The organism is Kitasatospora sp. NPDC057595, from assembly GCF_042800875.1.
Classification (GTDB): Bacteria; Actinomycetota; Actinomycetes; order Streptomycetales; family Streptomycetaceae; genus Kitasatospora.
In genome coordinates this window covers 114,706-139,600 of the sequence record NZ_JBHVGL010000014.1, presented here as the reverse complement: position 1 = coordinate 139,600, position 24,895 = coordinate 114,706, and the positions used below count along the sequence as shown (strand labels likewise).

Below are 24,895 nucleotides of genomic sequence, written 5' to 3'. Positions count from 1 at the left end.
GCGAGCATCGGTCGCCTTTCACACAGCGCCATGCCGAGCCCACCAGGAATCGAACGGCTCGGCATGGCTCAGAGCCGCTTCCCTGAGCGCGATCCATTTCTCAGGGTCGGGTTCTTCCTCCGCTCCGGTGAACACGCCACCGTCGGCATACGCCATCGAGACAACGGACGACTCGTCGAACATCCAGAAGTCCGGTGCGTCGGCGACCGGGTTCGGCTTGTCGGTGACATCCAGGATGAAGAACTCCTCGCCGACCGTGGCGTTCTTCCGGTAGCCCCATCCGAGTTCGAACCGGAGGTACGGGGTGAGCGGCCGCGACAGGACGTGTACGCGGTACATGCGCCGTCCGGCGGCTGTGTTCCGCCGGACCTGCGTCAGCCAGGGGGCGTTGTAGTCCAGCGGCTGAGGCCCACCCACCAGAAAGGCACGATAGGCGTCCGCGTTGCCGGAGCCGCTGTAATCGTCCAGTGTTTCGAGACGGAAGGCTTCTCGCTGGAATGTATCGAACATGGCGCCGAAGTCTTCAGGAGCGATGGTCACGGGAGGTCCTCATCAGCAGTTTCGATTCCACAGTCTGCGCCTTCTTCACGTATGTCGTCGATGCGCTCGACCCCAAGGTCGCCGCTCTCACCGGTCTTCCCGGGCGCGCAAGTAATCATCCCGGATGCCTTCGACCACTCGCCGCATCTCGTCGCCATAGATGGCGGCAGCAGCGAATCGGTCGAAGGTCTCCAGATAGATCCTGAGATCCTTAGGCTCCCGGGTGGTGATCTCAGAATGAAACGTCTCGACGAGGGCCAGCCGATTGTCATGCAAGCTGAAGCAGGTCATCGGGAAGTCGGGCATCCGGGCGCGCTGAGGAAGCAGGCCAAGAACCACATTCGGGAGCCTGGAGAGCGAGACAAGCCGGTCCAACTGCACGGCCATGATCGCCGGGTCGCAGATCCTCCACTGGAGCACGTGTTCGCAGATGAGGAAGTGAAAGGAACGGCCGCAGTCGTAGAGCGCCTGCTGCCGGGCCAGTCGGGCGGCAATGGCCCTGGTCCGGGCCTCCTCGGACAGGTCGGGCAGAAGATCGAAGACCGCCGAGATGTACTCCGATGTCTGAAGCAGTCCGGGAATCAACTGCCCTTGGAACAACCTGAGTTCGCTGGTGCGCTCCTCGATGGCCTGGATTGCCTGCTGGTGCTTCCAGAACCCGGTGCGATGGATGAGCCGCCAGGCCGTCTCTTCCGTAGCGGCGACACGAGCCTGCTCCAGGAACTGTTCCTTCGCCTCCTGCGAGATGCCGAGCGCCGTGAGGATGAGATCAACGTCCACGACGCTCGGGAGTACCTTGCCGTGCTCGATCTTGCTGAGCTTGCCCGGAGACATGGAAGCCCTACGAGCCACGGTTTCCCCGGTCAACCCCGAGGCATGACGCAGGGCTCGCAAGGCCTTTCCGATGTCTTCGGCAGCAGCCCTCAAGACTGGAACTGCTGCCAGTACTCGGCAAAGGGGACGGCGTGGGACTCGGCGATCTCCCGGTAGCGGAGGTACTCGGGGGTGGCCTCTGCGGGGAGCTTCTCGGCTCCGATGAACTTGCCGTCCGTCGTGTAGTGCATGCGGTAGACGTCGGTGTCGTCGAACAGCCAGAAGTCGTGGTCCGGGAGCCCGGCTACCCGCTGGTCGGCGCGGTCGATGATTCCGATGGTCTCGCCCGCCGTGATGTTGCCGGGGTAGGCGGCGAGTTCGTACCGCAGGTAGTCGGTGAGCGGCGAGGTGAGGACGTGGACACGGGCCACCGTCTTGCCGTGGTCCGTCATAGACCGGACCCACGGGTTGTCGGCCCACTCGGGCGGCATGGGGTCGCCGGCGAGGAAGGCCTCGAACTCCTCCCGCTCCTCCTCGACGTCGTAGAGGTCCAGCGTCTCCAGTCGGAACGCGGTGTGCTGGAAGCTCTCGAAGAGTCGGCCGAATTCAGTTCCGTCGAGCACGGAAGTAGTCCTCCAGGATGTTCACAGGCACACGGACGACGGCCTCACCTTCGGGCAGGCCGATCTGGGCGAGCTGTTCGGGGTCGGTGACCACGTAGCCCTGCACGAGAAAGGCGGTCTCGTCCTCCGTTCCCCACAGCGTCGGGCAGGTGCCGCTCTTGCAGTTCGAGTCACCGGACAGTTTGCGCAGAGCCACTGGTCCTCCTCGTTCCGTTGTCGAGGTCGATACTTCAGGCTCGCCCCGCCGGTAGGCAAGGCCATCGGCTTTCCAGTACAGGAAAGAGCGGAGCTCGAACACCGGAGCGGGAAGTCGGCCCAGCCGACTTCCTGCGCGGAGCCGCAGACCGAGGGCGGTTCGCGCCTGTTGGAAGTCGGTGCTCACAGGCCGGACGGTACCTCAGCGGCGAACGCCCGATATGGCGTGGCGAAGTGCCAGGCGGCATCGCGGACCTGGCAGGCGCGGGCCACCTGGACCGGGTCGGTGATCAGCTCCACGCCGGTCAGGTCGTCGTCGGGGTCGAAGTGCAGCAGGGCGATCACCCGCGAGTCGAACAGCCAGGTGTCCTCGGCCGGGAGGCCGAGGCGATCGGCGTCGGTGCGCCAGAGGTACCGGATGTCCTCGCCGACGGCGCTGTTCCGCTCGGCGTTGTCGAGCAGGTACCGCTGTCCCGGGGTGGGCGGGGCGTCCATGATCCGCACCCGCTCGAACCGCTTGCCGAGGGCCACCTGCTCACGGCGCGAACGGCACCACGGGTCCTCCAGGTCCCAACCGGCCGGCTGCCCGGCAGCGAACCGGCGGTAGGTCTCGGTGAGTTCGTCGGACCGGTACCGGCGACGGGTCTCCAGCCGGAAGGCCGTGTGCTCGAAGCTCTCGAACATGCCGTCGAACTCCTCGAAGCCGATCAGCACGGGCTCCCGGCCGACGGCAGGGAGTTGCGCCAGCTCGTCGGGGTCGGTGACGGCTTCACCCTGCACCAGCACCTCTCCGGTCTCGACGTCCCCGTAGAGCGTCGGGTAGCCGTCTTTCCCCGAGTTGCGTCCGATGTACCGCAGTCGTCGGCTCACAGCCGCCCCCTCGCTGTCGGTCAGGCCGGTTCAGAATGCCGTGGGACCGGCCCGGGCGGATGGCTGATTCTCGAACATCCATCCAGGACGTCAAAAAGCTCCCACCCTGCCAGGGCCCACCGCCGGCTGCGGCCACATCGCGAATGATCTCACCATCCCTCGTCCTGTTGCGCCGAACGGGCGATCGCAGCAAGGCAGAGCGAGGAGGAGCACGGTGGGGGCGGGGAGCCGGGCCTAGCTTGATCACGGACGCCCTCGGGCCAGGGTCGGCCGAGGGGTCCGGTCCGACTTCGCGCAGTCGGCGCGCGGACCACACCATGCCTGGACAACCAGCCTCCCGGAGGAAGCATGAGTGACGTATCGGAATACGAGCTGAAGCTCGACTGGGTTCGGATCGACGACATCAGCGAGGACTCCGACGACCCCGTCGGCGAGATCTACGGCAGGATCGAGCTGGACGAGGTGACCTTGTGGCAACCCACCGTCGACGGCATCCTCGGCGGAAAGATCGCGACCCATATGGGCATGCGGGCCGGCGAGTTCTTCAAGTTCCCCAAGGACCGGTCCTCGCGACGGCACTTCGATGACGACGCTCCGCAGCAGTCCGCCCCCTTCCACCTGAAGATCCAGCTGATGGAGAAGGACGACTGGAACGCGGACGACAAGATCGCCAAGGTCGATGCGGAGATCCGTCCCGACCCGAGCGACTTCAACGGCAAGGCGAGCGTGACCACGGAGAAGATCGCCTCAGCCGACGGCAAGATCACCTACCGATACACGCTCACACGAATCGGCTAGCACCTGTCCGGCCCCGGGGCACGGCCCGGGGCCGGTTGCCATGACCAGGTCTGCGGGCAGCGCGGCCGGCAGCCTCGGCCAGCGCTACTCCATTTCCCGTGTTGAACTACAGATCACGGTCGAAGGGTGCAGGGGGCTGTCGGCCGAGGGGAGTTCGCTCGGTTGGGCTGCACAGGAAGTCGGGCGGGCCGACTTCCTGTGCAGTCGGCCGGCAGGACCGGTAGCTGTTCGTTCGGGGAGGGGAAAGCAAGTTGTCGGTTCTTCATGTCATCACGGGTGCGCCGGGGGCCGGGAAGTCGACGCTGCTGGGGCACTTGGGGGCGTACCCGTTCGGGAGTGTCGACTTCGATGAATTGCCGGAGCCGGATGGCAGGCTGCTAGGCATCGGCATCACCTCGCCCTCGGCGAGTCCCGTGTGGCCCGCCTACAACAGGCTCTGGGTGAAGATCGCGAACATGATGCTCCGGGCCGGCGGGCCCGTGCTGATCCTCTGCCCCTTGACACCGGGCGAATGGGCAAGCGCGGCTGCCGACGTCGTGGACCCGCCGCGCACCTCCTGGGCGCACCTCGACTGCACCGATGCCGACAGGCGCGCACGGCTCGCCGCGCGGGGGTGGGGGCCGGATCGGGTCGAGGACGCGATCAAGGACGCCGAGGAGCTTCGGTGCGCGGTGGACCGGCAGTTCACCACCACCGGCCGGAGCCCTGCCGAGGTAGCTTCGGCCGTCGCCGACTGGATCACCAACGGCCCGGAGTAACACCCTTCGAGCGACGACGTTGTCGAGCAGGTACCGCTGTCCCGGGGTAGGCCGGCTGTCCAGGCTCCGCACCCGCTCGAACCGCTTGCCGAGGCCCACCTGCTCACGGCGCGACCGGCACCACGGGTCCTCCAGGTCCCAACCGGCCGCCTGCCCCGCGGCGAACCGGCGGTAGGTCTCGGTGAGTTCGTCGGACCGGCACCGGCGACGGGTCTCCCGCCGGAAGGCCGTGTGCTCGAAGCTCTCGAACATGCCGTCCAACTCATTGAAGCCGATCAGCCTGTGTATTAGCACAGCGGGAACCCAATGCCCGCCTGGTGCGCCGGACGATCCGCTTACGCTCCCAAAGTAGCCCACAGGCATCGAAATGGACTGGACCCCGGATCAACCGGCGGACCATCACGAGCGGTTGAGAGCAGCGTCACATGTCAAACCAGGAGATGGCCGCGCAGTCAGCGGCCTGCCAGAATCGACTCATCGCCGGTTGCGCGCGAGGGACACCTACTCGCCGTAGAGTGCGCGCGCTGAAGGCCTAGCCAAGGGGGGCTTGATGATTCAACGTGTCACAATAGCTCTTGCGGCCACCGCTCTGACGGCTGCAGTCACGACCGGAATATCGTCGGCCGGTCCTGATCTGACCGACCAGCAGTTCGCAAATCTGGATCTCGCCCGACAGATGAAGATCCTCGACCCGCTTCGGGCTGTGGCAGATGCCCTGGGGGAGCAAGGGCGATCAACCCACTCCGACATCTACGGGTCGCTCGCGATCGACGCCCCCAAAGGGCGCGTCGTGCTGTACGTGACAGACACTACCAAGGCAGACCGCCTGGTCGCAGATGCCAAGAAGTCGTCACCCGCCATCAACATCGCGCTGATCAAGGTCGCGAAGTCGAGCCACTCCCGCAAGGACCTGGCCGCAGCTCGGGATCAGGTCGTGGCCGAGGCCGAGTCGAAGAAACTGCCGTATCCGGTCCACGCCGTCGCATTGAATCCGGATGCCAGCGGCCTCAGGATCGTTACGGACAAGGCCAATGCTGCTGCCCCTGCCGCGAAGTCCGAGGTCGCACCATACAGGACCTCCATGGGGGCGGAGATCCCCGTCACGCTGGAGGCGGGCGAAGCACCGGAAAGTCTTGAATGGCGCTGGAACGATGTCCGGCCATTCATCGCCGGGGACTACGTAGGAGTCAATGGGCACGCGTGCACGACGGGTGCCGTCGCAGGCATTGGAACCGGAGACTTCATCCTGACGGCCGCTCACTGCTTCCCCGAGAACTGGGAGGTCTATGGCAACGCCTATCCGTCTCACGACCTGGACCATCAATGGACGGGAAACCGTATCGGAGTTGTCACCAATGTGTCCCCGCAGTGGGACATGGAGGCAATCTACACAGGGACTAGTGGAGGAGTCGGGGCGACATCCGACGAAGCCGACAACGTCCAGAATCAGTGGTACCGGGTGGAGGGCGTCGCCTACAGCTACAACGGCGACTGGGTGTGCCATGACGGCATCACGTCCTACTACTCAGGGCACGGAGTGCCCTGCGGCATCAAGGTCACAGACAGCGATATCTCGTGGACCTCCCGGGAGCCCTACTGGTGGGACGGAGTTCGTCACACCTCCCGTGGCGTCTGCGGGCACTCCGACGGCTGGGGGGCTGATCACGGTGACAGCGGCGCTCTGGTCTTCGCCTTCAGCGGTGGAACTCGCCAGGCCCGGGGAAGTCTTTCAGCTTCCGACAACAACACTGTCTGCTGGACCGAAATCAAGGACTACTTCAAGGCAGTCGGACTGAGCCTCTCCCCTTACCACGCTTGAACGAACCGGATCAGCGAGCAGAACGGGATCAGTTGACATGAAAGGGCACCGCCGAGCGACCGTATGGTCGGCAGGGTTTCTCGCGAGCCTGCTGCTCACCGCATGTGGCAGCGGTTCACTGTCGGCCGGCGGAGACGGGGGCCCCAAGTCACCACCTTCGCCGATCGACGCCGTCACCTACGCCGCCCTGCAAAACCTGGAGTCGGCGCTCGGGGAACAGGGACGCACGAACTTCCAGGACACCTTCGGCACGCTTCAGCTCGACCCGGCCGGGCGGCGGGTTGTGCTGTTCGTGACCGACGAGGAGCGGGCGCGGGGCCTCGTCGAAGCCGCGTCGGCGGCGCACCCGGGCATCCAGACGTCCTATACCGCGATCCAGAAGTGCCGGTACTCACGCGGCAGGGTCGACCCGGCAATCAAACTGATCGGGGAAGCAGCAGGGTCGAACAAGCTCCCAGCCCCCGTCTACTCCGCCGCCATGCTCCCTGACGGTTCCGGCATCAAGGTCACCACCACCAAGGTGGGTACGACATCCAGGGAGCTCAAAGACGCCGTCGCCAAGCTCGCCGGCGACATCTACGTCTCGTACGAGGAGGGAGGGTCGTTCGAAAACCTCGACCGTACCGCCACGATGGTCCCCCCGGGCAGCGCTTCGGCGCCAAGATGAGTTGAGTGTCGACCCCTGCCATCCGGACGGCGGGGGTCGGCATCGGTCTGACGGCATCGAGGTCCTGGCTGAGGAAGCCAGCGAACAAGGTGAGGTTACCGTCGCGCGCGTTCAGGGTGCGAAGCGCCGCCCCGCGTGGCCATGGCACAACCCACAACCGGGGGCGGCACCACTGCCGTCCACAGGTGGGTGGACGGCCGTTGGGCCCAGCGGGGAGGCTGGCCGTCAGACGGGACTCGGCCGTGTCGGTCAGCCTCGTGAGACCCGACCTGGTCGGTAAATGCCTCGACATTAGGTCCGGTGTTCGGGGACGCTTCGTGCGATGACGAGAATCGACGACACGCCGCCCGCGTGGGACGAGCGCACCCAGCTCACCACGTTCCTCGACTACGCCCGTGACACCGCGCGTGCCAAGTGCGACGGCGTCTCTGCGGAGGACGCTCGCAAGGCCCTCCTGCCGGGCTCGCCGCTGATGACGGTGAGCGGACTGATCAACCACCTCCGCTGGGTCGAGTACTCCTGGTTCCAGGTGGTCTTCCTCGGTGAGGAGGACCAGGGCCCCTGGACCGAGGAGGATCCCGACCGCGAGATGCGCATAGCCGTCGACTTCCCGCTCGCCCAGTTGCTCGACGAATACGCCGAACAGAGCGCCCGCTACCGCGAACTGGTCGCCGGGAACGACCTGGACACCCGCGCCAAGCGAACGGTCCGCAACGGCCTCCACGTCGACCTGCGCTGGATCCTCCTCCACCTCACCGAGGAGACGGCCCGCCACAACGGCCACCTGGACATCCTCCGCGAGATGCTCGACGGCACGGTCGGCAGCTGACGCCGGCGGGTGTCACGGGCGGAGCCGGAGGCGGATCGAGGTGACGGCGACGGTGCCGTGGAAGACATGCCCGCGCTTGTCGAACCTTGTGGCGCGGACCGACGAGTCGCCGTGCGCTGTGCGCTCGACGATCGTCCACGTTTCCGGGGGCCGAAGCCCCGGTTGCCCCTCTTCCGGGTGAATTCCTCGGCAGCCCGGAACCGTTCGCGGTAGTCCGGTTCCCGGGTGGTGAGGATGGCCGACGCACCGGACTCCGGCCACGCCGAACGCTGAGGGGTACGCCCATGTGGAAGTCACTACTGCTGCACCGATCGCTGCGCCGTACGGCGGTCGCCGCGGCCGGCTGCCTCGCCCTGCTGGCGGGTGCCGCCCCGGCGTCGACCGCGCAGGGCACCGCGAACCGCGCCGCCGGGCACCGGCTCCCCGCGAACTTCGCCCACCCCACGCCCTCGAAGCGGGAGACCGTCTTCGACCCCGTCTACCTCGTCCAGGCCAACTCGGGCCGCGGGGCGACGTTCGAGGTCTACGCGGGCTGGGACTACGCGCTCCTGACGAACCAGCCGGGCAACGGCACCGCCCTGGTCTTCACCCTGCACGCCGACGACCTCACCTACAGCATCGAGTCGACCTCCGCCAACTGGGGCGAGTACCGGACCTGGTGCCTCTACGGAAGCGACATCAGGCTGGAGAAGAGCAGCTGCCGGACCCGCTGGCAGATCGAGGACCTGGGCGGCGACGAGTTCTACCTCAAGGTGGCGGAGACGAAGAAGAGGATCAAGACCAGCAAGCTGCAGGACCGCAAGCGGTGGCTGGCCGCCGAGACGGAGATCTTCATCGTCAACGAGGAGTTCGTCAGGTTCAAGCTCGTCCACCCCTGATCCCGGGCTCGCTCAGCGCAGGCGGCCGTCCACCGGTGGGTGGACGGCCGCTGGTGCGCCGAGCGGGGAGGCCGGCCGTCAGACCGACTGGGCGAAGGCGAGGAAGGACTGCCAGGCCGCCGGGGTGAAGGTGAGGTGAGGGCCGGACTTGTCCTTGGAGTCGCGGACGAGGACGGCGGACGTCGTCTCGGCGACCTCTACGCACTCGCCGCCGTCAGGGCCGCTGTGGCTGCTCTTGTGCCAGCCGACCTCGACACAGCAGGCATTGTCGTTGAGGCTGTGGCTGCTCTTGAACCAGGCGATCTCGACGCAGGCACCGCCCTCGTTGCCGCTGTAACTGCTCTTGAACCACACCAGATCGCTGCTCATGGCTCTCCCTCAAGTGCGGGTGCTGTAGCGCGCGTTCAGGATACGGAGCGCCCGTCCCGAAGGCCATGGCACAGCCCACACACGGCGGGGACGGCACCCACACAAACAGCGGCCGTCCACCGATGGGTGGACGGCCGCTGGGCGCCGAGCGGGAAGACTGCTCGTCAGACCGACTGCGCGAACTCGACGAAGGACTGCCAGGCCTCCGGCGAGAAGGTGAGGTGGGGACCGGACTTGTCCTTGGAGTCACGGACGAGCACGGTCGACGTCGCGTCCGCGACCTCGACGCAGTTGCCACCTTCGTCGCCGCTGTAGCTGCTCTTGAACCACACCAGTTCGCTGCTCATCGCTCTCCCAGAATCTTCTCGATCAACGACAGGGACTCCTCAGGAGTGTGCGCCTGCGACCTGAGCGTGCTGTAGCGCGCGTTCAGGATCCGGACTTCACTCTGCTCCGTGATCAGCCTACTGCTCGTCTGCACCTCGATGTAGCCCATCTGCGCGCGCCCCTTGGGGGTGATCAGGACGAACGGTCCGCCCATACCAGCGTGCTCCGTACGGCCCAGCGGCAGAACCTGAATCACCATCCCACGGGTGTTCCCGACCTCCAGCAGGCGACTCAGCTGCTCGGCGTGCACGTCCCAGCCACCCAACGGCCGACGGAGCACACTCTCGTCGATCACCCAGGTGAACATCGCACGGGGCCACTTCGTGAGGATGTCCTGCCGCGCCATGCGGGCCGCCACACGCGTCTCGATGACCTCCTCGGAGAGCATGGGCTGGCGCATCGAGAAAACGGCGCGCGCGTGGGCCTCGGTCTGGAGCAGGCCCGAGAAGTCCCACATGCTCCAGTCGTTGAGCTCCTCGCACACCGCCTCCAGCCCCGCGTAGCCCCGGAACCACTCGGGGTGCCGCACACGCGCCTTCGCCTTCGCCTGCTCGATGTCGTCGGCGATGACGAGCAGCAGCCCGCCGGCGTCCAGCACCCTTTCCGCCGCCTCCAGCAGCTCCCGCTGCGGCGTACGCTTGCCCTGTTCCACCGCGCCGATCAGGCTCTCGGTGTAGCCGACCTCCTTGGCGAACTCCTTCTGCGTCAGCCCCGCCCGCTCGCGCAGCAGCTTGATCTGCTTGCCGACCGCCCGCAGGAAGTCCGACACCTCGGACAGGTCCTCGTCGAGCTGCGGCCGCACCACGTCGCCGCTCTCTCCGCCGGTTCCCTTAACTTCGGTCATTACGACCTCCCCATTTTCCGGTCACGGCCGACCGCCGTCACGCGACACTTTCCGCACACACACAGGCACTCACCGTGCCCACCGGATGCGTCGTCAGCCTAAGCCTGGGGGGGCAGGCTTTTCCCCATGAAGTCCGAAATTCCCCTCGACGACCCCGAGCCGCGCGCCCACACCGCGCTCCTCACTTCCACCCCCAAGGGAGCCGCCATCGGCCGCCGGATCGCCCGGCAGCAGCTGACCGCCTGGGACCTCAACTCCCTTTGGCCGGAGGCGTTTCACCACGCTTTGATCATCGTCGCCGAGCTGGCCGCCAACGCCTCCACCCACGGGCGCACTCCGGGGCGCGGGTTCGAGCTGCACCTCTCGCTCACCACCGCGCGCCGGGCGTGCACCACCGTGCTCCGGATCGAAGTCTCGGACTGCCGAGGGGACCGACGGCCCGTCCTCCCGTCGGCGGCCTGCCCGCCGGACTCCCAGTCGGGACGCGGGCTCACCCTCGTCGACGCGCTCGCCGACCGTTGGGGCACCCTGCCCCGGGAGCCCAACTCCAAGACGGTCTGGGCCGAACTCGACCTGCCCGTCGCCGAGTTCAAGGCCGCCCCCGACCCCTCCCCCACCGACGATGTCGCTGCCTGACCAGACCCCGCACCCCCGGCACAGCCCGGCCGCCGCCGCGGCCTACACCGTCCTCCCCTTCGCCCTCCTCCTCGCGCTGATCGCCTGGATCTACCCGGTCCTGAAGTACCACCACGACCTGCACCCCACCACCCCGGCCGCCACAGCAACCGCGCCTGCGACCGCGACCCCGACCGCGACCCCCAACCCCTGACCGCCGCACAGGAAGTCGGCCCCGCCGACTTCCTACTCCCCCTCCACCGCCGGCCGCCGGGCGTCGACCTCGATCTCGATGCGCATCCGGGGGTCGGCGAGTCCGCAGACCATCATCGTGGCCGCGGGCCGAACCTCCCCGAAGTACCGCCGCAGCACGGGCCAGCAGGGCTCGAAGTCCGCACGCTCCGGCAGCAGATACCGCACCCGCACCACGTCGGCGAAGGTGCAGCCGGCCTCGGCCAGGGCCTCGCCGATGTTGCGCAGGCACTGCTCGGCCTGCTCGACGACGCCGTCGGCGATCGTCATCGTCCGGTAGTCGAATCCGGTGGTCCCGGAGACGTGCACCGCGTCCCCGACCACCACCGCCCTCGCATAACCGATCTGCTCCTCGAAGGTCGAACCGCTGAGAATGGCGCGTCGCTCTGTCATGCGGCGAACGCTAAGCACGCTGCGGCGATACGTCCAATACCCGAATAACCATCGCCTGATATCCCTAGGAATATGGACCGCCCCGAACTCCCGCTCCCCCAGTTGCACGCTTTCACCGTGCTCGCCGAGGAACTGCACTTCGGCCACGCCGCCGCCCGCCTCGGTATCGCGCAACCGCCGCTCAGCCAGCAGATAGCCCGGCTGGAGACGAAGGTCGGGCACCCGCTGTTCGTCCGCGCGCCGGGGCGGGTCGCGCTCACCCCGGCCGGGCGGGAGCTGCTGCCGGCGGCACGGCGGGCGCTCGCCGACCTCTCCGACGGGCTGGCCGCCGCCCGGGCCGTGGGCAGCGGGCGGGCCGGGCGGCTGCGGCTCGGGTTCTCGGCCTCCCTCACGCTGACCGTCCTGCCGGGACTGCTCGCCACCTTCCGCACGCGCTACCCGGACGTGGACCTCGACCTGCGCGAGATGACCACCTCCCCGCAGCTCGCCGCCCTCCAGGAGCGGACCATGGACGTCGGGCTGCTGCGCGAGCCCCCGGACGACGCCGGGGCGGGGCCGCTCGCCTTCCGGACGGTGCTCACCGAGCCGTTCGTCGCCGTGCTCCCGAAGGACCACCCGCTGGCCGCCCAACGCGCCATAGACGTCTCCCAGCTGGCGGACGAGCCGTTCGTCCTCCTCCCCCGCCCCGTCGGGCCGCGGCTCTACGACCGGATCACGGGACTGTGCGAAGCAGCGGGGTTCGCGCCACGGATCGCGCAGCACGCGGTGGAGTGGCAGACGGTGTGCGCGCTCGTCGGCGCGGGGCTCGGGGTGTCGCTCGCCCCGGCGAGCATCCGGCGCCTGCGGCTGCGGGAGGTCGCCTTCCGCCCGGTCGAACCGCGCACCGCCCGCACCCGGGTCGCCGTCGCCTGGCGGCGGGACGACCCGAGCCCCCTGGTGGCCAACCTGCTGGCGGCCCTCGGCGAGCGCGACGGCTAACGGTGCCAGTTGCTCCAGTTGCCGCCCGTGTCGCGCTCCTTGTACCAGCTGTTGCCGTCCGTGCCGCGCGCCTTCAGCTGCAGGTAGTTGCCGCTGTGGGCGCTGATGGTGGCGTCGGAGGTGAGCACGCCGCCCAGCGAGACCACGGGGCTCGCGGTGTTGTTCGGGGTCATCCAGGTGGTCCAGATCGCGTGGTCCGCGCCGACGAAGAACGACTGGCGGGTGCCGTCGTCGAAGTAGTACATGGGGATGTTGAAGCCGTACCCGCCGCCGCAGAGGAACTTCGCGCCGGGCCAGCCGATCCAGTTCTCGGCCGTGGTCGCCGGCTTGGTGCACATGTAGTTCACCAAGGTGTCCACCTGCGCGGCCTGGGCGGTGCCCGCCGTACCGGCGACGGTCCCCGCCAGCGTGGCGGCGACCACGGCCGACGACGCGACGGCCTTCCCGAACCTCTTCATCCCCATGACCAGAACCTCCCGATAGCGGACCGGCCCGCCCACCGGTCCGGCGGGCGGCGCAAAGGCCCTCGCACCCATCCTCACCTGCGGATTCACCGCGTTCGGCGGTCAGCGACGAGGACGGCCCGAGCGGCCGGGCAGGAGTGCCCGGCCGACCTCCCGACGACTGCCCGCTCGCGCGGAAAACCGCTTGCCGGGGGCACGTGGGCAACGCGGATAATGCGGCATGAGCAGAATCGCGCAGGTCATCGTGCTGGCGACGTACGCGGACGAGGCCATGGAGCCGCTGACGCGGGAGGACTCGCCGGACTGGCGCTTCAAGCCGCTCGACCTGTTCGCCGGCGGGTGGGTGATCGAGTTCCACGGGATGCGCCCGCGGACCGGGCTGCTGCGGCGGCTGGAGTCGCTGGCGTGGCCGCACCCGGAGAGCGTCCAGGTGCTGATCCACGACGAGGAGGACGACTGCTACGGGCTCTGGATGATGCGGGACGGCACCCTGACCGAGGTGCCGATCCCCGGTCACCGGCGCTACTACGGTCCGGCACCGAGCGGCGACGACCCGCCCTCGCCGGGCTCCCTGTGGCGGCCGGACACGGCGACGACGGCCGTCTCCGGCTGGGCCCGCACCACGCCCCAGGATCCGCGCCCCGCCTGGTGACGCCCGCCGGGCCGGGCGGTCCCGGAGGAAAAGCGCGTGCCCGCACGAAGCGGCCGGTGCGAGACTGCGGGCCATGAGCGAACCCGAACTCAGCGAGCTGGACTACCTCCGGGAGATCGAGCGCCTCGCACACGACGTGACCGTCGAGGCGTCCGCCGAGGACCGGCTCTCGTACGCGGAGGATCCGCCGGACGCGACGCCGTTCCAGCGCAGCGTCAACGCGCTCGCGCGGGCAGTGCGTTCGTACCACTTCGAGGGCGACGGCTGCGTGGAGGACCGCCCCCTCGTCGAACTGGCCGCCGCCGCGGTCCTGAAGCCCGGGGCCATGCCGGCGGGGGCGGAGGAGGACTACGAGCAGGCGTGCGCGCGGTTCGGTGTCGAGCCCCGGCCGGAGGGCTGGGCGCTCTGGCACACCTGGGGCGAGGGCGGGCTCCAGGTGACCATGGTGGTGTCGGCGGTCGGGACGACCGAGGGGCTGTTCAGGAACTGGTCGCTGGGCAGGGAGCTCGACCCGGTGACGCCGCTGCCCTCGCAGATCGCCCTCGTCCACCACGGCTGGACCGGCCCGATGACGTTCGCACCGCGCGGCCACCGGCGCTTCGGGCTCACCGGGGCACCGCTGTCCTGAGCGCCGCGGCGGGAGCCGGCGCTCAGCGCGCCGGGACCGGGCCGGGGACGAGACGGGGCACGAGGCGGACGTAGGCGACCATGCCGAGGACCTCGACCAGCGTCTGCGTGACGACGACGGAGGCGGCGAGGGCCAGCGTGTCCGGCAGGGCGAGGGCGAGCGGGAGGACGACCAGGGAGTTGCGGGTCGCGCCGGTGAAGACGATCGCCCGGGCGGCGCCGGTGCCCAGCCCGAAGAGGCGGGCGACGGCCTTGCCCGCGCACGCCATCACCACCAGGAACAGCACGTAGAACGGGACCACCCCGGCGACGTCGCCCAGGCTGTCGCCGAGCTTGGGGACCTGGGAGGCGACCACGGTCAGCAGGGTCGCGGCCATCAGCGGCACCATCGTGGTGCTCGCCGCGTCGGACACCCGCTGCCCGGCCGGGCGGCGGGCGGCCCAGGCCTGGAGCAGCCAGGCGAGGGCGAGCGGGGCGACGATCAGGGTGAGGAAGGCCCGCAGGAACGGGGCGGCCTCGACGGTGTCGGCCAGCTCCGAGCCCATGAACAGGTAGAGGAACACCGGGAGCAGCAGCATCTGCGCCACCAGCAGCAGCGGGGTGGCGGCGAGCAGCCGGCGGCTGGAGCCGCCGGCCAGGCCGGAGAAGACGATGACGTAGTCCACGCACGGGCAGAGCAGCACCAGCAGCGCGCCGATGCGCACGGCCCGGTCGTCGGGCAGGAAGGTGAACATCGCGGCCACCACCAGCGGGACGACGACGAAGTTCACCGTCAGCGCGGCGGCGAGGAAGCGGGTGTCGCGCAGCGAGCGGAGCAGCTCGGCGGCGGGCACCTGGAGGAAGGTGACGAACAGCAGGGCGCCGAGCACGGGATTGATGGCGTGCTCCAGTCCGGGGCCCGCGCCCGGCGCCAGCAGGCCGAGCAGGCCGCCGAGCGCCATCGCGGCGAGGTAGATCGCCACCTGGTGCCGTTCCATCCGCTCGACGGGGCCGCTGCTGCCGCCGCTGCCGCTCGCCGGTTCCTGCTGTGACACTCCCACTGCTCCCTCGTGCGTCGGCGCCCGGCCGCCACGGTGGTGGCGGGCCGGGGTTCATCCTCGCAGCTCAGGATGGTCGGGCCGGATGGGAGCAGGTCGGGCAGGTCAGGGGCCGTCGGGGCAGGAGGCCTTGCGGCGCTTCTCGAACTCCTTGGTGTTCATCAGCTTGTAGTCCCAGTCCCAGCCGCCGGCCGCCCAGGTGCCGACGGGCAGGCCGAGCAGCACGTCGCCGGGGACGGTCACGCTGAGGGTGCGGTCGCGGGCGACCTCCACGGTGTACCGCTTGTCGGCGACGACGCCCTCGGCGAGCGCGCCGTGCGAGGTCCAGCCGGGCGGCGGGTCGCCGAGGTCGACCTTGTCGGTGGCGGAACGGCCCTCGCGCGGGCGGACCTCGACCTTGTCCGTGCCGGGGAAGACCTTCACCCGGATGGCGTGCAGGCGCTCGTCGTGGCACATGCCGGTGCGGACGACCACCCGGCCGGACTCCATGCGGACGCCGATCAGCTGGTCCTGCTTGGGCTTCGGCCCGCCGCAGCCCACCGTCGCCGTCACGGCGGCCGTCACCACCACCAGCACCGTTCTCACCCCGCGCCGCCGCACCCCGTACCTCCTTCGCACCCACCCGATCGGACCCGATCCTGCCCCACGGGCCCCACCCGCCGCACAGGAGGGACCGGTGGGGGCGTTGCGGGGCGGGCCGTCGGGAGGGCAGGGGCCCGTGCCCCGAGGGGAAAGGGGCGCGCCCCGCACCGGGGGGACCGGTGCGGGACGCGGGGTGGGGTGGGGCAGGGGTGTCAGGCGTCGTAGCGCAGACCGTGGCCGAAGCGGAACAGCGGGTCGGCGGTGTCGAACGGGACGTCCGGACGGCTGGCCTCCACGGCCGCCATCGAGGACGGCAGGTCGAACGGCAGCGAGCCCTGCGGGCGCTCCTCGCCGAACAGGACCTGCACGAAGGCCTGCTCCTCCGCGCCGAAGTTGACCGTCAGCGCGGCGGCGTGGCCCGCGATGGCGGTCAGGATCGCCGGGCGGTCCAGGTACACGTCCACGACCGTCGGCACGGTGGCGCAGATCCGCCGCACGCGCTCGACCTCCTCGGCCGGGAAGTCCAGCGAGCCCGCGCGGAAGAAGGACTCGACGGTTCCCGCCTCCCCGCGCGGCTCGAACGGCGCCGCCAGCCGCAGCACGGCCACGTCCGCCTCCTGCGGCGTCGCGACCAGGGTCGCCCGGTCACCCAGGACCTCGGCGGCCAGCCCCTCCGCGTACACCTTCAGCGCGCCGCCCGGGGCGAGCGGCAGGCGGGCCGGGCCGGCGTCCGCGTTGGCCAGCAGGACAAACGCGGCCGCCTGGGCGGCGAGGCCCTCGGCGCGCGCCCCGGCGGAGCCGACCAGCAGGTCGGCGGCGTCCTCGTCCAGGTAGGGCCGGTCGAACAGGCCGAGCCGGAACTTCTCGCGCAGCAGCCGGCGCGCCGAGTCGTCGAGCCGCTGCTCGCTCACCTTCCCGGCCGTGACGAGGTCGACCAGCACCTGCGGACGGCACTCGCCGCCGAACTGGTCCACCCCGGCGTCCAGGGACTTGAGCATGCGCTCCTCGTAGGTCAGCTCCTCCACGCCCCAGAACTTGTCGCCGAGGATGGCCCAGTCGGTGCAGACGATGCCGTCGTAGCCGAGCCGCTCGCGCAGCAGGTCGGTGATGATGCCCTTGTTGAAGCCGAAGCCGACCTCCTCGTACTCGGTACCGACCGGCATGCCGTAGTAGGGCATCATCTGGGCGACACCGGCGTCGATGACGGCCTTGAACGGCGCGAGGTGGTAGTCGAAGTGGTCGCCCGGGTAGACCTGCTCGCGTCCGTACGCGAAGTGCGGGTCCTCGCCGTTCAGCTGCGGGCCGCCGCCGGGGAAGTGCTTGGCCATCGCGGAGACCGACTCCGTGCCGACCTCCTCGCCCTGGAGTCCGCGCACGTAGGCGACGGCGAGCTTGGAGGTGAGCTCGGCGTCCTCGCCGAAGGTGGTGCTGATGCGGGCCCAGCGCGGCTCGGTGGCGAGGTCGATCTGCGGGTGCAGGGCGACCCGGATGCCGGTGGCCAGGTACTCGCGGCGCACGGTGTCGGCCCAGCGCTCGACCAGTTCGGGCGAGCCGACGGCGGCGAAGCCCAGCGGCTCGGGCCACTGCGAGAACGGGCCGGCCATCAGGGCGGTGGCGGGGTTGTCGGTGAAGGAGTGGCGCGGGTCGCTGGAGATGGTGACCGGGATGCCCAGCGGCCGCTCCAGGACGGTGCGCTGGAGGCTGTTGTGCCAGGCCGCCAGGTCACGCGCGCTGTTCGCCCAGAGGATGTTGAAGTGGTTGATGCGCCGCTCCAGGAGCTTCGCCATGGACGGCATGCCGAACAGGCCGGGCTCGTCGAGGGCGGCGGTGTGGCCCAGCGGGTGGAACATCAGGCCGACCTTGTCCTCCAGCGGCAGGCGGCTCAGCAGGTCCTCGACACGCTGGTCGACGGAGAGCGTCGGGTCCTGGTACGGGAAGCGGGCTTCGGTGCTCATGACGGGGCCTTTCTCGGTGGTGCAGGGGGTGCGGAGTCGTGGGGGGGTCAGACGGCGCTTCTGATCCTGGTCACCAGCAGCGCGCCGGCCAGGCAGAACACGGCGGCGAGGCCGAACCAGAGCGAGTAGCCGGCGCCGCCGAGCAGGGCGTTGCCGACCGGGATGACGACCACGCCGGCCAGGAACGGCGAGAGCGAGGCCGGCAGGGTGTTGGCGATGTTGAGCACGCCCAGGTCCTTGGCGGTGTCGTCCTGACTGGGCAGCAGGCTGATGGCGAGGGCGTTGTCGACGGCGAAGAACATGCCGGCGCCGATGCCGAGCACCGCTTCGAGGGCGAGCAGGGTGCCGAGGCCGGCGTCGCCCAGGTACGGCGTGACGGTCACCACGGCGAGCACGGCCGCCATCACCAGGCCGCCGGCCATCACGAAGGGCTTGCGGCGGCCGACGCGGTCGGAGACGGTGCCGCCGACGACGCTGGCGACGACCAGGGTGGCCACGCTCAGGCCGTTGGCCAGGGCGTTGAAGCGCAGCTGCTCGTCGGTGTCGTCCATGCCGAACTCGGCCGCCAGGAAGAGCGTCAGATAACCGGCGAGGGCGCCGTAGCCGAGCATGATGAGGAACTTGCTCAGCCAGGCCCAGCCGAAGTCCGGGTGCTTGCGGGGATCGAAGACGAAGGAGAGCAGCAGGCTGCGCAGGTTGAGCGGCTCGTCCGGCGGGGCGGTGCGGACACGGTCGGGCAGCCGGGCGGCGAACCAGAAGCCGAGGACGACGGCGATGGCGGCCGGCACGGCGAAGCGCAGGAGATCGCCGGGCAGCACGGAGAGCAGGACCGCGCCGATCATGATGCCGATCGGGGTGACCGCGCCGACGATGCCGGACACGCTGCCGCGCCTGGCCTCGGGCACGTGGTCGGCGACGGTCGCGCCGGCGGCGGCGAAGGCGACGTTGGCGGCGCCCTGGGCGGCGCACCAGGCGATCAGCAGCAGCGGGACGTTGGGGGCGAGGGCGCAGGCCACCAGGGCCAGGGCCATGACGGAGATGCCGCCGACGATGAACGGGCGGCGCATGCCGAACCGGGAGGCGCAGCGGTCGGAGAGGCGGCCGGCGAGAGGCTGGGCGACCAGCGCGAACAGGGCGCCGGTGCCGCTCACCAGCCCGAGCTGGGCGGGGGCGTCGTCCAGGCCCACGAGGTCCTGGATCTTGACCGACAGGCCTCCCATGACGGGGGCGAGCACGGCCAGGTACATGCCGAACTGGCCGAGGGCCAGTCTTCGGACGAAGCCGTGCGGTGCCTGCGGCGCGGGGGTCGCCGCGGGCAGGGGCGGGGATTCGAGCATGGGGGAGCTCCTTGGAGGCCGGCCACGACGGCGGGGCGGATCCGGCCGCGGTTGCAGGGGGCGCGGCGTGGGGCCAATTGCTACACACGTGTAGCTTTCTGTCAAGCAACCCTGCTACCGTTCCCCCATGACCACCTCAGGAGCCGGGGCCCGGGCCGGGGCCGCCGCGGCCGGCGGGTACGCCAAGGGACGCGCCCGGCGCGCCGCGATCATCCAGAGCGCCGCCGAGCACTTCGCGCAGCGCGGATTCCGGGCGGTGACGATCCTCGACCTCGCCGCCGCGTGCGACATCTCCCGGGCCGGTCTGCTGCGCTACTTCCCCGACAAGGACGCGCTGCTGCAAGCCGTCCTGGAGGACCGCGACCGGCTCGACCGGGAGCGCTTCCGGCCCTACACCCGGCTCGGCGGCGGCCTCGGCGTGCTGCGCGGGATCGTCGACCTCGCCGGGCACAACGAACTCACCCCCGGGCTCATCGAGCTGTTCGTCCGGCTCTCCGGCGAGGCGTCGGACCCCGAGCACCCCGCCCATGCCTACTTCGCCGAACGCTACGAGCGCATCCGGCGCGGCACCGCCCACGCCCTGCGCGAGGCCGGCGCGGCCGGCCACCTGCGGGCCGGCACCGACCCCGGGGACGCCGCCGTCCGGCTCACCGCGCTGATGGACGGTCTGCAGACGCAGTGGCTGTTCGACCGGTCCGTCGACATGTCCCGCCATGTGCGCACGGCCGTGCTCGCGCTGCTGAACGAGCGGGGCGCCGCCGCCTTCGAGGCGCTCACCCCGCCCGTCCTGCCCGACTGATCGTCACTTCTCCCGGACGGTCCGGGCGCGCGCGTCGCCCGGCGCGGCGGACAGGGGCCGTCCGAGCACGATCGCGATCGCCAGGAACACGGCGGCGATGCCGAGGAGTTGGGGCGCGGACAGCGTCTGGTCCTTGACGAGGTAGCCCAGCAGCGCCGCCGTCACCGGGCTGGCGAGTGCCAGGAAGGAGACCGTCACCACCGGCAGGCGGGCCAGGCCCCGGAACCAGAGCAGGTAGCTCAGGACGGCGCCCAGGCCGGCCAGGTACGCAAACCCGAGGACGTTGGAGCCGGTCAGTCGCTCGGGAAGGCGCTCCAGCGACAGCCAGCACGGCAGCAGGACCACCCCGCCCGCGGTGAGCTGCCACCCGGTGAAGGTGAGCAGGCCGACGCCGTCGGGGCGGCCCCACCGTTTGGCCAGGGTGAGGCCCGCGGCCATGCACAGCGCCCCGCCGACGGCGGCGAGCACCCCGGTGCCGTCGAGCGGGACCGCGCCCTTGAGGACGAGCAGGGCCACTCCCCCGGCGCCCAGGGCGCAGGCCAGCGCGCGCCGGGCGGTGACCGGCTCGCCGAGGACGGCGGCGGCGAGCACCACGACGAACATCGGCTGCGCGGAGAGGATCACCGCGGCGACACCGCCCGGCAGCCGGTAGGCGGCGACGAAGAGCAGCAGGTTGAAGGCGCCGATGTTCAGCAGGCCCAGCACCGGGGCGCGCCACCACCAGAGGCCGGCCGGCAGTCGGCGGCCGGCCGGCGACCGGCCGCCGAGAGCCAGCAGGAACAGGCCGCCGGGCAGGGCCCGGACGGTGGTGGCCAGCAACGGCCGGTCCGGGGGCAGGAGTTCGGTGGTCACCAGGTAGGTGCTGCCCCAGACCGCCGGCGCCAGGGCGGTCAGGGCGACGGTGGGCGCGGTCGTCAGGCCCACGCGGTGTCCTTCGGGGTGTTGTGCTCGGTGCCGTTCACGTGACGCTCCTCTCGGCTGCACGGGCGCACGCAAGCGCGCCCCGGGGACGGGAGTTGAGGGGAAGGGCACCAGTCTCGCGCCGGGCTGATCGATGAGTCCAACACATGCTTGTCACCCGACGCATCGCACATCACGATGGATCGATGGAGCTCCAGCAGATGCGGTACGTCGTCGCCGTGGCCGAGACGAACAGCTTCACCAGGGCCGCCCAGCGCTGCCTGGTGGTGCAGTCCGCGCTCAGTCACCAGATCGCCCGCCTGGAGAAGGAGTTGGGCGCGCGGCTGTTCGAGCGCACCAGCCGCCGGGTCCGGCTGACCCCGGCGGGCGCGGCCTTCCTGCCGGCCGCCCGGCAGTGCCTGGAGGCAGCGGAACGGGCCGCCGCCGAGGTCGCCGCGTCCCTCGGGGAGGTGCGCGGACGGCTCACGGTGGGGCTGATCCCCTCCGTCGCCGCCGTGGACCTCCCCGCCGTGCTCGGGGAGTTCCACCGCCGCCACCCGAAGGCCCGGGTGAGCCTCAGCGTGGGCGCCAGCGACGACCTCGTCGAGCAGGTCCGGCAGGGCGCGATCGAGGTCGCCTTCCTCGGCATCCCCGTCACCGCCCGCCCCCGGGGTGTCATGGCGCGGGAGCTGGCGAGGGAGCGGCTGGTCGCCGTGGTCGCCCCGGACCACCCGCTCGCCGGGGAGACCTCGGTGGACCTGCGGCGGCTGGCCTCGGAGGTGTTCGTGGACCTCCCGGCGAAGACCGCCGGCCGGGCCCAGTCCGATCTGGCCTTCGCCGCCGCCGGTCTCACCCGCGAGGTCGCCTTCGAGGTGACCAACGCCGACTACCTGACGCGACTGGTCGGCGCGGGCCTGGGCGTGGCCCTGCTGCCGCCCTCGTACGTCGCGGGCCTGACGACCGGCATGGTCACGGTCGAGGTGACGGACGCGCCCGCCCGCGCCGAGTACGTGGTCTGGGGCCGGGAGAACCCCCACCCGGCCGCGGCCGCGTTCCTGGAACTGCTGGACCTCTCGGTGCAATGAGCGGGCGGACCGCGGGAACGCCGCCCGGGGCACCCGCGGGTCCGCGGGTGCCCCGGGCGGGGGTTCGGTCCGGCTTGCCCGGCGTGCGTCAGGCCGGGTTGTCGGCCACGGTGAGGGCCGGCGGCCAGTCGGCGGGGATGTCGCCGGTGACCGGGGCGTAGAGGCGCAGGGTGACGGTGAACTTGCCGCTGGTGGGGATGGGGAGCCAGTTGGCGCTCTGCAGGTCGGTGTCGGCGGGCGGCGCGGCCTGGATGTAGAGGGTGGTGGCGCCGTCCGGGCCGGTCTGCGGCACGGCGAAGTGGCCGACGGCGTAGATGCCGGCGTCGTTGGCGACGAGGTAGCTGTCGGCGTCGTACGCGGTCAGCGACCAGAAGGCGTCGACAGGCGGCAGCTGGCCGGCGGGGAAGGTGAGGGTGTAAGCGATCTGCGTCCCGGACTCGTCACTGGCGGACGCGCTGGCCGTGGGGTAGAGGGCGTCCTTGGGGAGGTTGGCGCCGAGCCCGATCGTGGCGACGTAGGCGCGCTGCAGGTAGTCGGTGCCGTAGGTGCCGATGCCGGTGGTGAAGAACGTCCAGCCGTTGACCGGCGTGGGGCCCTGGTGGTGCTTGATGAGTTCCAGGCCCTCGGCCTTGGCGAGGTCCAGGACCTCGCGGCCCGGCAGCCGGTCCTGGTCGTAGGGGTGGACGCCCAGCTCGGCGAGGAGGGCGGACGTCCGGTCGTCCGGCGGGTTGAGCGGCGTGCGGTTCAGCAGGGCGGAGAGCTCGTCGAAGAACTCGGGCCCGCTGAGCCGGGTGATCAGCTCGGAGGGCGGGTCGGTGCTCAGGTCCGGGTCGTAGCTGCCGCTCGGCGGCACGTAGCCGCCGCTGTCGGGCCACGCGCTCAGCGGCAGCAGGCGCATCTGATCCTGGTAGCCGACGACGGTCTGGACCTCCTGGTCGCTGTCGTTGTCGAGCTCGATGCGCCCGATCAGCCACACGGTGTTCGTCGGCATCGGGAGCTGCTGGAGGCCCTCGGCGAGTTCGCCCTTCCAGTCGGGTCCGGTCAGCGCGTAGGCGTAGACCTCGGCGTCCTGCGCCTGGTCGAGGACCGGGGCGGCGACCGGGTCGATGCTGCTCGGGTCGGCGACGGTGTTCGACCAGGCGTCCATCAGCTGCATGAGCCAGTAGCGGCCCTCGTCCATCACCGGCACCTCCAGCACGATCGGCTCGGCGGAGAGGTCCAGCCAGGCCTGGGTGTAGAGGGTGTCGACGTTCGGCCGGACCACGTCCTTCGACTCCGGCGTGGGCAGCGTGGTGTGCTGGCAGAACTGGTTGACCGGCGCCTGCGTCGCGTTCACCTGCTCGGTGTTCGTCTGCAGCCGGCGGGTCAGCTCCATCATGATCAGCGCGTAGCCGAAGACGTAGAGGTCCGTCGCCGCGGCCTGCGGGTCCTGTGCGGGGGAGCTCGGAGAGGTCATGCCGTGATCCGTTCCGGTCGAGGGTTGGAGCAGCGACGCTAACGTCCGGTTCCGGACGGCCACAGCGGCAGAACAAGCCGTTGTGAAGAGGCTTCACAAATGGAACCCTTGCTTCCCCTCACCTCATCGATCACAGGGGCCACATCCCCGGGCCCGGCGGCCCCTCGGGCCCGACCGCCCGTCGTAGGAGTTCGCGGCGCGGATCGCGGCCCGGACCTCAGCCGGTGACCGGCCCGGGGGCCGCCCAGGAGCGGGTGGCGTGAACCGGTCGGGGAGACCGACGTGCACCGATAACGCGTTAGATCGACTTTTCCTACTGGAATCTGAGGAAATGGGAGTCCGTTTGTGGACGGTGTGCGAGGATCACCGTCGGCCACTGGCCAGGCAGCCGGTTCCGTGTGCGATCCGGCGGCCGAGTGCTCCGCCGCGCCGGACCGCGATCGCCCGTCCCGGCGCGGCCCACCCCCTGACGAAGGGCATCCATGTCTCGTTCCCCCCTCGCCGCGACGTCGGCCCGTCCCGGCAGGCGGGCCCCCGCGGCCCTCCTTGCCACGGCGGTCACCACGTTCGGTCTGCTGGCCGGCGCGAGCCCCGCTCACGCCGACTCCGTGGTGCAGATAGCCGGCCCGGCCGGGCCCGTGCCGACGAACACCGGCTACACCGTCACCCTCGACGTCCCCAACACCAATCCGAACTCCCGTGCCAACTCCACGTACCTCAAGATCGCGCTGTCCGGCGCCGCCGCCACGGTGACGTCCGCGACCACCTCGAGCAACTTCTGGAGCTGTGACTTCACCGCCGGATCGTCCGGCGAGTGCTGGCACCTCGCCAACCTGGTCGCTCCGGTGTCGATCACCCTCACCGTCGTGCCGACGGCGGGCGGGACCGTCACCACGGGCGTCGACGCCTTCAACGACGCCCTGCAGCCGGTGGGGAAGGACTCCCTCAGCACGCGGGTCCAGGCCCCGGCCCCGGTGGTGACGGGCCTCGCGCCCGACCACGGCCCGCTGGCCGGCGGCAGCACCGTCGTGCTCACCGGCACCAACCTGACCGGGGCCTCCGCCGTGAACTTCGGTGCCGCGGCAGCCACCTCGTTCACCGTGGACAGCGACACGCAGATCACCGCCACCGTCCCCGCCGGGAGCACGGCCGGGGCCGTCGACGTCACCGTCACCACCCCGGGCGGCACCACCGCCGCCGCGAAGTACACCTACGACACCCCGGCTCCGGTGGTGACGGGCCTCGCGCCCGACCACGGCCCGCTGGCCGGTGGCAACGCCGTCGTGCTCACCGGCACCAACCTGACCGGGGCCTCCGCCGTGAACTTCGGTGCCGCGGCAGCCACCTCGTTCACCGTGGACAGCGACACGCAG

General features: G+C 70.4%; 30 protein-coding genes and 1 pseudogene. 14 read left to right on the top strand and 17 right to left on the bottom strand.

The annotated features are described in order from the left end of the window. Positions 1-18: 18 nt before the first annotated feature. The 5 genes from ACFU9E_RS21850 to ACFU9E_RS21830 form a co-directional block, all read right to left on the bottom strand. Positions 19-540: a DUF6879 family protein gene (locus tag ACFU9E_RS21850; RefSeq protein WP_380685498.1), complete on the bottom strand. Its 522-nt coding sequence runs from the start codon at positions 538-540 to the stop codon at positions 19-21. An 87-nt stretch (positions 541-627) separates the two neighbouring features. Beyond that, positions 628-1,434: a helix-turn-helix domain-containing protein gene (locus ACFU9E_RS21845; protein ID WP_380715267.1), complete on the bottom strand. Its 807-nt coding sequence runs from the start codon at positions 1,432-1,434 to the stop codon at positions 628-630. Between the two features lie 29 nt (positions 1,435-1,463). Continuing rightward, positions 1,464-1,976: a DUF6879 family protein gene (locus ACFU9E_RS21840; protein ID WP_380685500.1), complete on the bottom strand. Its 513-nt coding sequence runs from the start codon at positions 1,974-1,976 to the stop codon at positions 1,464-1,466. After that, complete coding sequence (locus ACFU9E_RS21835) at positions 1,960-2,358, bottom strand: hypothetical protein (protein WP_380685501.1); 399 nt, start codon at positions 2,356-2,358, stop codon at positions 1,960-1,962. The genes ACFU9E_RS21840 and ACFU9E_RS21835 overlap by 17 nt, the downstream gene beginning before the upstream one ends. After that, the gene (locus ACFU9E_RS21830; RefSeq protein WP_380685503.1) at positions 2,355-3,041 is read right to left on the bottom strand and encodes a DUF6879 family protein; all 687 of its coding nucleotides are present in this window, start codon (positions 3,039-3,041) and stop codon (positions 2,355-2,357) included. Before ACFU9E_RS21830 ends, ACFU9E_RS21835 begins: the two co-directional genes overlap by 4 nt. 348 nt (positions 3,042-3,389) lie before the next feature. Here ACFU9E_RS21830 and ACFU9E_RS21825 point away from each other — a divergent pair, with 348 nt between their 5' ends. After that, entirely contained in the window at positions 3,390-3,839 is a 450-nt protein-coding gene (locus ACFU9E_RS21825; protein WP_355366619.1) for a hypothetical protein, read from the top strand. Positions 3,840-4,090: 251 nt separating this feature from the next. Next, entirely contained in the window at positions 4,091-4,597 is a 507-nt protein-coding gene (locus ACFU9E_RS21820) for a hypothetical protein (protein ID WP_380685513.1), read from the top strand. A gap of 30 nt (positions 4,598-4,627) precedes the next feature. Here the strand turns inward: ACFU9E_RS21820 and ACFU9E_RS21815 are convergent. Beyond that, a pseudogene (locus tag ACFU9E_RS21815) lies at positions 4,628-4,849 on the bottom strand (DUF6879 family protein); the annotation flags it as partial. Positions 4,850-5,147: 298 nt separating this feature from the next. Here ACFU9E_RS21815 and ACFU9E_RS21810 point away from each other — a divergent pair. The 4 genes from ACFU9E_RS21810 (at position 5,148) to ACFU9E_RS21795 (ending at position 8,790) form a co-directional block, all read left to right on the top strand. Continuing rightward, positions 5,148-6,416: a hypothetical protein gene (locus tag ACFU9E_RS21810; protein WP_380685505.1), complete on the top strand. Its 1,269-nt coding sequence runs from the start codon at positions 5,148-5,150 to the stop codon at positions 6,414-6,416. A gap of 37 nt (positions 6,417-6,453) precedes the next feature. Beyond that, on the top strand, positions 6,454-7,083 hold the full coding sequence (locus ACFU9E_RS21805) for a hypothetical protein (RefSeq protein ID WP_380685507.1): 630 nt from the start codon (positions 6,454-6,456) through the stop codon (positions 7,081-7,083). Between the two features lie 322 nt (positions 7,084-7,405). Next, entirely contained in the window at positions 7,406-7,912 is a 507-nt protein-coding gene (locus tag ACFU9E_RS21800) for a DinB family protein (RefSeq protein ID WP_355366610.1), read from the top strand. Positions 7,913-8,196: 284 nt separating this feature from the next. After that, on the top strand, positions 8,197-8,790 hold the full coding sequence (locus tag ACFU9E_RS21795) for a hypothetical protein (RefSeq protein WP_380685510.1): 594 nt from the start codon (positions 8,197-8,199) through the stop codon (positions 8,788-8,790). Positions 8,791-8,868: 78 nt separating this feature from the next. Here ACFU9E_RS21795 and ACFU9E_RS21790 read toward each other — a convergent pair whose 3' ends face one another. The 3 genes from ACFU9E_RS21790 to ACFU9E_RS21780 form a co-directional block, all read right to left on the bottom strand. Then, positions 8,869-9,159 carry a DUF397 domain-containing protein gene (locus tag ACFU9E_RS21790; protein WP_380685511.1) on the bottom strand — a complete coding sequence of 97 codons (291 nt, stop codon included), beginning with the start codon at positions 9,157-9,159 and terminating at the stop codon, positions 8,869-8,871. 164 nt (positions 9,160-9,323) lie between these two features. Beyond that, positions 9,324-9,506: a DUF397 domain-containing protein gene (locus tag ACFU9E_RS21785; protein ID WP_380684843.1), complete on the bottom strand. Its 183-nt coding sequence runs from the start codon at positions 9,504-9,506 to the stop codon at positions 9,324-9,326. Beyond that, positions 9,503-10,390: a Scr1 family TA system antitoxin-like transcriptional regulator gene (locus tag ACFU9E_RS21780; protein WP_380684842.1), complete on the bottom strand. Its 888-nt coding sequence runs from the start codon at positions 10,388-10,390 to the stop codon at positions 9,503-9,505. Before ACFU9E_RS21780 ends, ACFU9E_RS21785 begins: the two co-directional genes overlap by 4 nt. A gap of 126 nt (positions 10,391-10,516) precedes the next feature. Here ACFU9E_RS21780 and ACFU9E_RS21775 point away from each other — a divergent pair, with 126 nt between their 5' ends. Both ACFU9E_RS21775 and ACFU9E_RS21770 read left to right on the top strand, forming a co-directional pair. Then, a complete protein-coding gene (locus ACFU9E_RS21775; protein WP_380684841.1) occupies positions 10,517-11,026 on the top strand; it encodes an ATP-binding protein in 510 nt (169 codons plus the stop codon). Then, positions 11,013-11,219 (top strand): hypothetical protein, encoded by a 207-nt coding sequence (locus tag ACFU9E_RS21770; RefSeq protein WP_380684840.1) that lies wholly within the window; start codon positions 11,013-11,015, stop codon positions 11,217-11,219. Before ACFU9E_RS21775 ends, ACFU9E_RS21770 begins: the two co-directional genes overlap by 14 nt. Positions 11,220-11,251: 32 nt before the next feature. Here ACFU9E_RS21770 and ACFU9E_RS21765 read toward each other — a convergent pair whose 3' ends face one another. Further along, positions 11,252-11,650 (bottom strand): RidA family protein, encoded by a 399-nt coding sequence (locus ACFU9E_RS21765; protein WP_380684839.1) that lies wholly within the window; start codon positions 11,648-11,650, stop codon positions 11,252-11,254. A 72-nt stretch (positions 11,651-11,722) separates the two neighbouring features. On the opposite strand from ACFU9E_RS21765, the gene ACFU9E_RS21760 reads away from it, so the two are divergent. Next, positions 11,723-12,628 carry a LysR family transcriptional regulator gene (locus ACFU9E_RS21760; protein ID WP_380684838.1) on the top strand — a complete coding sequence of 302 codons (906 nt, stop codon included), beginning with the start codon at positions 11,723-11,725 and terminating at the stop codon, positions 12,626-12,628. Here the strand turns inward: ACFU9E_RS21760 and ACFU9E_RS21755 are convergent. Beyond that, the gene (locus tag ACFU9E_RS21755; RefSeq protein WP_355366583.1) at positions 12,625-13,092 is read right to left on the bottom strand and encodes a hypothetical protein; all 468 of its coding nucleotides are present in this window, start codon (positions 13,090-13,092) and stop codon (positions 12,625-12,627) included. The genes ACFU9E_RS21760 and ACFU9E_RS21755 overlap by 4 nt on opposite strands. 220 nt (positions 13,093-13,312) lie before the next feature. On the opposite strand from ACFU9E_RS21755, the gene ACFU9E_RS21750 reads away from it, so the two are divergent. Beyond that, positions 13,313-13,744 carry a hypothetical protein gene (locus ACFU9E_RS21750; RefSeq protein WP_380684836.1) on the top strand — a complete coding sequence of 144 codons (432 nt, stop codon included), beginning with the start codon at positions 13,313-13,315 and terminating at the stop codon, positions 13,742-13,744. 73 nt (positions 13,745-13,817) lie between these two features. Beyond that, complete coding sequence (locus ACFU9E_RS21745) at positions 13,818-14,372, top strand: hypothetical protein (RefSeq protein ID WP_380684835.1); 555 nt, start codon at positions 13,818-13,820, stop codon at positions 14,370-14,372. 22 nt (positions 14,373-14,394) lie between these two features. Here the strand turns inward: ACFU9E_RS21745 and ACFU9E_RS21740 are convergent, their stop codons facing one another. The 4 genes from ACFU9E_RS21740 to ACFU9E_RS21725 form a co-directional block, all read right to left on the bottom strand. Beyond that, entirely contained in the window at positions 14,395-15,348 is a 954-nt protein-coding gene (locus tag ACFU9E_RS21740; RefSeq protein WP_380684844.1) for an arsenic resistance protein, read from the bottom strand. 165 nt (positions 15,349-15,513) lie between these two features. Continuing rightward, positions 15,514-15,993, bottom strand: coding sequence for a hypothetical protein (locus tag ACFU9E_RS21735; RefSeq protein WP_380715256.1), 480 nt, complete (start codon positions 15,991-15,993; stop codon positions 15,514-15,516). A gap of 209 nt (positions 15,994-16,202) precedes the next feature. Then, complete coding sequence (locus ACFU9E_RS21730) at positions 16,203-17,945, bottom strand: glycoside hydrolase family 3 protein (RefSeq protein WP_380684833.1); 1,743 nt, start codon at positions 17,943-17,945, stop codon at positions 16,203-16,205. A 47-nt stretch (positions 17,946-17,992) separates the two neighbouring features. Beyond that, positions 17,993-19,282: an MFS transporter gene (locus tag ACFU9E_RS21725; protein ID WP_380684832.1), complete on the bottom strand. Its 1,290-nt coding sequence runs from the start codon at positions 19,280-19,282 to the stop codon at positions 17,993-17,995. A 127-nt stretch (positions 19,283-19,409) separates the two neighbouring features. Between ACFU9E_RS21725 and ACFU9E_RS21720 the strand changes: the two genes are divergently transcribed. After that, positions 19,410-20,081 (top strand): TetR/AcrR family transcriptional regulator, encoded by a 672-nt coding sequence (locus tag ACFU9E_RS21720; RefSeq protein WP_380684831.1) that lies wholly within the window; start codon positions 19,410-19,412, stop codon positions 20,079-20,081. A gap of 3 nt (positions 20,082-20,084) precedes the next feature. On the opposite strand, the gene ACFU9E_RS21715 is transcribed toward ACFU9E_RS21720, so the two are convergent. After that, on the bottom strand, positions 20,085-21,005 hold the full coding sequence (locus ACFU9E_RS21715) for an EamA family transporter (RefSeq protein ID WP_380715254.1): 921 nt from the start codon (positions 21,003-21,005) through the stop codon (positions 20,085-20,087). 182 nt (positions 21,006-21,187) lie between these two features. Between ACFU9E_RS21715 and ACFU9E_RS21710 the strand changes: the two genes are divergently transcribed. Further along, positions 21,188-22,066 carry a LysR family transcriptional regulator gene (locus tag ACFU9E_RS21710; RefSeq protein WP_380690352.1) on the top strand — a complete coding sequence of 293 codons (879 nt, stop codon included), beginning with the start codon at positions 21,188-21,190 and terminating at the stop codon, positions 22,064-22,066. A gap of 88 nt (positions 22,067-22,154) precedes the next feature. On the opposite strand, the gene ACFU9E_RS21705 is transcribed toward ACFU9E_RS21710, so the two are convergent. After that, a complete protein-coding gene (locus ACFU9E_RS21705; protein ID WP_380689429.1) occupies positions 22,155-23,522 on the bottom strand; it encodes a DUF1254 domain-containing protein in 1,368 nt (455 codons plus the stop codon). A 482-nt stretch (positions 23,523-24,004) separates the two neighbouring features. Here ACFU9E_RS21705 and ACFU9E_RS21700 point away from each other — a divergent pair. Continuing rightward, positions 24,005-24,895 (top strand): IPT/TIG domain-containing protein (locus tag ACFU9E_RS21700; protein WP_380715252.1); only part of this gene is annotated, 891 nt, incomplete at its 3' end.